This window comes from Streptomyces solincola, from assembly GCF_002982015.1.
GTDB classification, from domain to species: Bacteria; Actinomycetota; Actinomycetes; order Streptomycetales; family Streptomycetaceae; genus Streptomyces; species Streptomyces solincola.
The window spans coordinates 1-4,377 of the sequence record NZ_PVLV01000667.1; the positions used below are offsets into that span (position 1 = coordinate 1).

The 4,377-nt window shown below is 75.4% G+C and carries 5 protein-coding genes; 4 read left to right on the forward strand and 1 reads right to left on the reverse strand.

The annotated features are described in order from the left end of the window. The first annotated feature begins 306 nt into the window (after positions 1 to 306). From C6N75_RS29040 to C6N75_RS29050, 3 genes are read left to right on the forward strand one after another with little or no spacing between them, the layout of a single operon-like run. The gene (locus C6N75_RS29040; protein ID WP_105871830.1) at positions 307 to 981 is read left to right on the forward strand and encodes a nucleotidyltransferase family protein; all 675 of its coding nucleotides are present in this window, start codon (positions 307 to 309) and stop codon (positions 979 to 981) included. After that, positions 978 to 1,232, forward strand: coding sequence for a hypothetical protein (locus C6N75_RS29045; RefSeq protein WP_105871826.1), 255 nt, complete (start codon positions 978 to 980; stop codon positions 1,230 to 1,232). The genes C6N75_RS29040 and C6N75_RS29045 overlap by 4 nt, the downstream gene beginning before the upstream one ends. Beyond that, positions 1,229 to 2,026 (forward strand): metallophosphoesterase family protein, encoded by a 798-nt coding sequence (locus C6N75_RS29050; protein WP_105871827.1) that lies wholly within the window; start codon positions 1,229 to 1,231, stop codon positions 2,024 to 2,026. The genes C6N75_RS29045 and C6N75_RS29050 overlap by 4 nt, the downstream gene beginning before the upstream one ends. Positions 2,027 to 2,074: 48 nt before the next feature. Here the strand turns inward: C6N75_RS29050 and C6N75_RS29055 are convergent, their stop codons facing one another. Then, positions 2,075 to 2,887, reverse strand: coding sequence for an SDR family oxidoreductase (locus C6N75_RS29055; RefSeq protein ID WP_105871828.1), 813 nt, complete (start codon positions 2,885 to 2,887; stop codon positions 2,075 to 2,077). 125 nt (positions 2,888 to 3,012) lie between these two features. On the opposite strand from C6N75_RS29055, the gene C6N75_RS29060 reads away from it, so the two are divergent. Beyond that, the gene (locus C6N75_RS29060) at positions 3,013 to 4,251 is read left to right on the forward strand and encodes an FUSC family protein (RefSeq protein WP_105871829.1); all 1,239 of its coding nucleotides are present in this window, start codon (positions 3,013 to 3,015) and stop codon (positions 4,249 to 4,251) included. Positions 4,252 to 4,377: the final 126 nt, after the last annotated feature.

The following is a 4,377-nucleotide window of genomic DNA, read 5'->3' on the forward strand; positions in this document are numbered from 1 at the left end:
GGCCGGGGGGCTCCGTACCGCTCACCCGTCCGGCGGAGCGCCATAAAAGCGCATCGCCCGGGTACCCGACCGGCTCCCCGCAGGCAGCCGACGAGGAGGACGGACCCCGTGAGGAACGACGCGCAGGACGCCACCCGGCAGGGCGGACCGCCGGAGCCGTCCGGACTGCGGCTGGCCGGGCGGCAGCAGGCGACGGGCGGCGCGGACCCCGCCCGGGGGCCGGCCTCAGCGCCGGCCGCCCCGGGTGCGGCGGCGCCCGGCGACCGCGACGCCGCCGCGGGGCACGACCCCGCCGGGCACGGGACGGTGCGCAGCGCGGACTTCGGGGCGGCCGAAGGCCCCGGGGTGGGCGGACCGGTGGCGGGCGGGCTCGGGCACGTGGAGCGGCCGGCGCATCCACCGGACCGGACGCAGGCCATCCTGGAGGCGACCAAGCACGTGGCGGGCCTGCTGAAGGCGGGCGGGCACCCGTTCGCGCTGGCGGGCAGTGTGGCGGCGTACGCGCACGGGGTGCCGGCCAGCTTCCAGCACGACACCGACTTCGCGATCCGGCGCGAGGACGCCGAGGCGGTGACCCGGGAACTGGAGAAGGCGGGCGTGCAGGTGCGCGTCCCGCCGGAGGACTGGCTGATCAAGGCGCGCAGCCACGGCGAGGAGATCGACCTGATCTTCGAGCTGGCCCGCCAGCCGGTGACGGCCGAGATGCTGGAGCGGGCGCAGGTGCTGCCCGTGGACTCGGTGCGGATGCCGGTGCTCTCGCCGACCGACCTGGTCGCCAGTCTGCTGGCCGCCTTCTCCGAGCACCACTGCGACTTCGGGTCGGTACTGCCGATCGCCCGCACCCTGCGGGAGAAGATCGACTGGGACCGGCTGCGGACCGAGAACGAGGGGGCGCCGATGCCGGAGGCGTTCCTGTTCCTGCTGGAGCGTCTGAACGTGATCGATCCGGACGAGGACCACCGTGAGGAGGAGGCGACATGACGGCCGCCGACACCGCCGAGTACCGCATCGCCCATCTGCGGGACCGGCTGGCGAGTGAGGACATCGCCGAACTGGGCGTCCGGATCGAGCAGCGCGGCACGGGAGTGGCGCTGTACGGGACGGTGTCCAGCTCCGCGTGCCGCGAGGAGATCATGCGGCTCGCCGAGGAGGAGCTGGGCGGTCTGCCGCTCCACGCGGACCTGGTCGTCGTCCGGTCGGACGCCCCCGAGCACCCCGAGGAGCTGACGTGATCCGAGTAGCCGCGGTAGGCGACATCCATCTGGGCCCGGACGGCGCCGGCACCCTGCGTCCGGCGTTCGAGACCCTCCCCGACTGCGCGGACCTGCTGCTGCTCGCGGGCGATCTGACCCGGCACGGCACCGTGGAGGAGGCCGAGGTGGTCGCGGGCGAGGTGGCCGGGCTGGACGTGCCGGTGGTGGCCGTGCTGGGCAACCACGACTACCAGAGCGACCAGGAGGCCGCGGTGGCGGCGGCCCTGGAACGGGCCGGGGTGACCGTCCTGGAGAAGGACGGCGTCACCCTGCAGGTCGGCGGCGTGCGGGTGGGCGTGGCCGGGACCAAGGGGTTCGGCGGCGGCTTCGCCGGGCGCAGCGGCGGCGAGTTCGGCGAGCCGGAGATGAAGGAGTTCATCCGCTACACCCGCCGGTGCGCGGACGGGCTGCGCGGGGCGCTGGAGATGCTGGCGGAGGCGGGCTGCGCGGTGCGGATCGCGCTGACGCACTACTCTCCGGTGCCGGACACGCTGGCGGGCGAGCCGCTGGAGATCTACCCGTTCCTGGGCAGCTATCTGCTGGCGGAGGCGGTGGACGCGGCCGGCGCGGACCTGGCGGTGCACGGGCACGCGCACATGGGCGCCGAGCACGGCATGACGAGTGAGGGCGTGCGGGTGCGGAACGTGGCGCAGCCGGTGCTGGGCCGGGCGTTCGCGGTGTACCACCTGCCGGTGCACGCCGCGGAGTCGGACGGCCAGGCGGCGGACGGGGACCGGGCGTCGGTGGCGGGGCGTCCGGCCGGGGTGCGCTAGCTCCCGTCCGACCCCGGCGGCCCCCGCTCGCGCGTCGAGCGGGGGCCGTCAGCGTGGGCGGCGCCAGTCGTCGGAGCCGAGGTGGGAGCCGGCCTGCGGGCCCATCCGGAGCATCCCGCCGTCCACCACGTACGAGGAGCCGGTGACGTACGAGGCCTCGGGGCCCGCCAGGAAGGCGATGACCGCGGCGACCTCGCGGGCGTCGCCGGGCCGGCCGAGCGGCACCCCGGGGCGGCGCTCGGTGCGCACGTCGCCGTCCTCCTGACCGGTCATCGGGGTGGCGATCTCGCCGGGCGCGACCGCGTTGACGGTGATGCCGTACTCGGCCAGTTCCAGCGCCATCACCTGGGTGAGCAGCCCGAGGCCGCCCTTGGCCGCGCAGTAGGGGGCGGCGCCCACGCGCGGCTGGTGCTCGTGGACGGAGGTGACGTTGACGATCCGGCCGCCGTCGCCCTGGGCGATCATCCGCCGCGCGGCGAGCTGGGAGCACAGGAGCGGGCCGATCAGGTCGACGTCGACCACGTCCCGGACGGTCTCGTACGCCAGTTCAAGGAACGGGGTCGCGGTGCCGGTGCCGGCGTTGTTGACCAGCACGTCGAGCCGGCCCAGCTCGCCCGCCAGCTCCTCGACCGCGCCGGCCGCCGCCGGCAGCGCGGTCAGGTCCAGACGGGCGAGCGCGGCCCTGCGCCCGTGCGCGCGGACCTCCTCGGCCGTCCGCCGGGCGCCCGCCTCGTCGCGGTGCCAGGTGACGCCGACGTCCATGCCCTCGCGGGCCAGGCGTACGGCGGTGGCGCGGCCGATGCCGGAGTCGGAGCCGGTGACGACGGCGACCGGCGTGCCCCGGCCGGCGGATGGCGCCATGGTGCCTCCCTGAGTGGATGCGTCCCGGAGGCGGTACCACGGGCGGGTGCCCGCAAACGGCGGCGTACGGGGGGATCGGCGGCCCGGACCGTGCTGAACCGGCCACGCTCGGGAAAGGGAAGGGGATGCCGGACGTATCAGGCCCCGTCATCAAGCTGGTGCGGCGGACCACCGAGCCCGTGGCGGTGCAGACGCTGCGCTCGACGGCCGCCGCGGTCATCTCCTACTCCGTCGCGCTGACCGTCCTGCCCGATCAGCCGGCGCCGCTCACCGCCCCGCTGACCGCGCTGCTGGTGGTGCAGGTGACGCTGTACGCCACGCTGACCACCGGCATCCGCCGGGTGAACTCGGTGGTGGTGGGCGTGCTGATCGCCACCGCGTTCTCCACGCTGGTGGGCCTGAGCTGGTGGAGTCTGGGGCTGACCATCTTCGCGGCGCTGATCATCGGGCGGTTCGTGCGGGTCAGCGAGTTCGTGCCGGAGGTGGCGATCAGCGCCATGCTGGTGCTCGGGGTGTCCCAGGCGGCCACCCAGGCCTGGCACCGGGTGCTGGAGACGCTGATCGGCGCGGGGGTGGGGCTGCTGTTCAACCTGCTCTTCGCACCGCCGGTGTGGGTGCAGACCGCCGGGGCGTCCATCGACGGGCTGGCGCGCGGCATGGGCCGGATGTTCCGGGAGATGGGCGAGGAGATCGGTCAGGGCCACATCTCCTTCCCGCACGCGGCGGCCCGGCTGCACGAGGCGCGGCGGCTGGACCACGACATCGTGGAGGTGGACGCCTCGCTGCGGCAGGCGGAGGACAGTCTGCGGTTCAACCCGCGGGTGCGCGAGGGGCTGCTGTCCCGGGTGGTGCTGCGGACCGGTCTGGACACCCTGGAGATCTGCGCGGTCGTACTGCGGGTGCTGACCCGCTCGCTGACCGACCTGTCGCGGTTCCGCACCGAGGAGTCGCTGTTCGCGCCGGACGTGGCGGCCTCGCTGGAGGAGCTGTTCGGGGAGATGGCGCTGGCCATCGAGAGCTTCGCGCAGTTGATCACCACGCAGGCCGCGGACACCGCCGAGGAGGCGGAGGACCTGCTCACCGGGGCGCTGGCGGCCAGCCGCGAGACCCGGGACCGGGTGGCCCACCAGTTGCTGGAGGACGTGCAGGAGCATCCGCGCCAGTGGCAGTTGCACGGGGCGCTGCTGGCCGAGATCGACCGCATCCTGGACGAGCTGGACATCGACAAGCGGACCGAGCGGCTCACCCAGGAGCTGGACCGCAACGCGGCCGAGCTGGGCGAGCGGTACCCGCGGCTGGCGGCGCTGCGCCGGCGGCTGCGCGGCGGCGAGAGGGAACGGCGCACCAGCGTGGAGGCGGGCTGAGGCCAGTGGCGGGGGGGCGCGGCTCTACGGGGGGCGGGGGGGGGGGCGCGGCGGGCGGGGGGCGGGGGGGGGGGGGGGCGGGGGGGGGGGGGCGGGGGGGGGCCCGGGGGGGAGGGCCCCTGGACC

What these genes read in the sequence shown, in the direction of transcription:
- C6N75_RS29055 (WP_105871828.1), bottom strand. Translation starts at nt 2,887, where the DNA reads ATGGCGCCATCCGCCGGCCGGGGCACGCCGGTCGCCGTCGTCACCGGC.
- C6N75_RS29045 (WP_105871826.1), top strand. Translation starts at nt 978, where the DNA reads ATGACGGCCGCCGACACCGCCGAGTACCGCATCGCCCATCTGCGGGAC.
- C6N75_RS29060 (WP_105871829.1), top strand. Translation starts at nt 3,013, where the DNA reads ATGCCGGACGTATCAGGCCCCGTCATCAAGCTGGTGCGGCGGACCACC.